The sequence below is a fragment of the Kitasatospora sp. MBT63 genome, from assembly GCF_000710465.2.
In the GTDB taxonomy this organism is placed as follows: domain Bacteria; phylum Actinomycetota; class Actinomycetes; order Streptomycetales; family Streptomycetaceae; genus Kitasatospora.
In genome coordinates this window covers 1-1,821 of sequence record NZ_JAIZ01000743.1, presented here as the reverse complement: position 1 = coordinate 1,821, position 1,821 = coordinate 1, and the positions used below count along the sequence as shown (strand labels likewise).

The window sequence follows — 1,821 nt, the reverse complement described above, 5'->3', positions numbered from 1 at the left end:
CGGGTGGGTGGCGTCCACGGCACCGAGCTCGCGCGCGGACAGCCGCAGCCGCCGCTCGCGCTCGGACGGCGGGACCGCCGCGATCCGCTCCGCCAGCTCGGTCCACAGGTCCGGCCCGTCGGCGGTGCCGTCGGCGGTCCGGCGCACGGGCCGGGGCCGGTTGCGCCGGCGCAGCACGACCGACTCGGCGGTGGCGTGGAGGAGCGCGGCGGGACGGGCGGTCGAATATCCGGACCGGCCGCTCGGACCCCGGTTCCTGGAACGTGTTCCAGAACCTATCCTCGTAGCGCCGACGACCGGCCACACCGACGCGAACCCGGGAGCAGCCCATGCGCGCAGCGATCCTGCACAAGACCGGCCAGGACGAGCTGGAGGTCCGCGAGGACGTCGAGGCGGTGGGCTTCGGCCCCGGAAAGGTACGGGTACGGCTGCGGGCGACCAGCCTGTGCCACTCGGACCTGTCGGCGATGGCCGGGGTCATGCCGCAGCCGGCGCCGTTCGTCCCCGGCCACGAGGGCGCGGGGGAGGTGGTCGAGGTCGGCGAGGGCGTGACCGGGGTCTCGGCCGGCGACCGGGTGGTGCTGTGCTGGATGCCGCCGTGCGGCGTTTGCGCGCAGTGTCGCGGCGGCCGCAGCCACCTGTGCGTGGCGAGCCTGCGCCGGCTCTCGACGCCCACCTTCCGCTTCGCCGGCACCGACGCCTACGGCTTCTACAGCACCGGCACCTTCGCCGAGGAGGTGGTGGTCGCCGCCGACAGCGTGCTCGCCGTGCCCGCCGACCTGCCCTACGAACTGGCCGCGCTGATCGGCTGCGGGGTCACCACCGGCCTCGGCGCCGCCGTGAACACCGCCCGGGTCGAGCCCGGCTCCTCGGTGGCGGTGATCGGCGCCGGCGGGGTCGGCATCGCGGCAGTCCAGGGCGCCCGGGTCTGCGGGGCCGCCCGGATCACCGTGGTCGACCCGGTGGCCTCGCGGCGCGAGCGGGCGCTGGCCTTCGGCGCCACCGACGCCGTCGCCCCCGAGGAGCTCAAAGCGGCCGCCAAGGGCCAGGACGGCGGCGGCTACGACTACGTCTTCGAAGCGGTCGGCCGCTCCGCCACCGTCCGGGCCGCGTACGACGCCACCCGGCGCGGCGGCGCGGTGGTGGTGATCGGCGCCGGCGCCAAGGACGACCAGGTGCCGTTCAGCATGGCCGAACTGTTCTTCAACGAGAAGCGGATCCTGCCGTCGATGTACGGCGGCGGCGAGGTGCGGCGGACGATGGCCCGCGCGGTGGACCTCTGGCGGGCCGGGCGGCTGGACCTGGCGGGCATGGTCACCCACCGGCTCCCGCTGGCGGCGGTCAACGAGGCCATCGCCCAGATGCGCAGCGGCGAGGCGCTGCGCACGGTGCTGACCCTGGACTGACCCCGCATCGGGAGCGGCCCGGGAGCGGCCCGGGGAGGCGGGGACGGATGCCGTCCCCGCCTCCCCGGGCGGCGGAGCGTTCAGCGGCGGTGGCGGCCGTGCGGGTCGCTCTCGGGGCTGTCGTCGGGGGCGGTCGTGCCGCGGTGGCGGCCGTGCGCGCCGCCGTCGGCGGCCTCCTCGGCGCGGGCCGCGCCGAGGTCGTGCTTGGTGGTGTCGGTGAGGGTTTCGGACATGAGCTCGTCTTCTCCGTGCGGATAACGGGTGCTGCGTTCGGCAGCGTCGGATGGGCGGTGGTGGCACGCCCGGACCGGATCACCATAACGGCCGGGTCGGACGTGGCCCACCGAGACCCTCCGTGCGGCGCCCGGCTTCCGGGCACCCGCACCCCGGCGGTACCCCGGCCGGGCGCGGCGCC

General features: G+C 76.3%; 2 protein-coding genes. One reads left to right on the top strand and one right to left on the bottom strand.

Translation table 11 applies throughout. The features are described 5' to 3' along the window. Positions 1-329 precede the first annotated feature (329 nt). Positions 330-1,406 (top strand): Zn-dependent alcohol dehydrogenase, encoded by a 1,077-nt coding sequence (locus AA75_RS38840; protein WP_033825172.1) that lies wholly within the window; start codon positions 330-332, stop codon positions 1,404-1,406. 80 nt (positions 1,407-1,486) lie between these two features. Here the strand turns inward: AA75_RS38840 and AA75_RS50365 are convergent, their stop codons facing one another. Next, entirely contained in the window at positions 1,487-1,639 is a 153-nt protein-coding gene (locus AA75_RS50365) for a hypothetical protein (RefSeq protein ID WP_158515642.1), read from the bottom strand. Between the last annotated feature and the right edge of the window lie 182 nt (positions 1,640-1,821).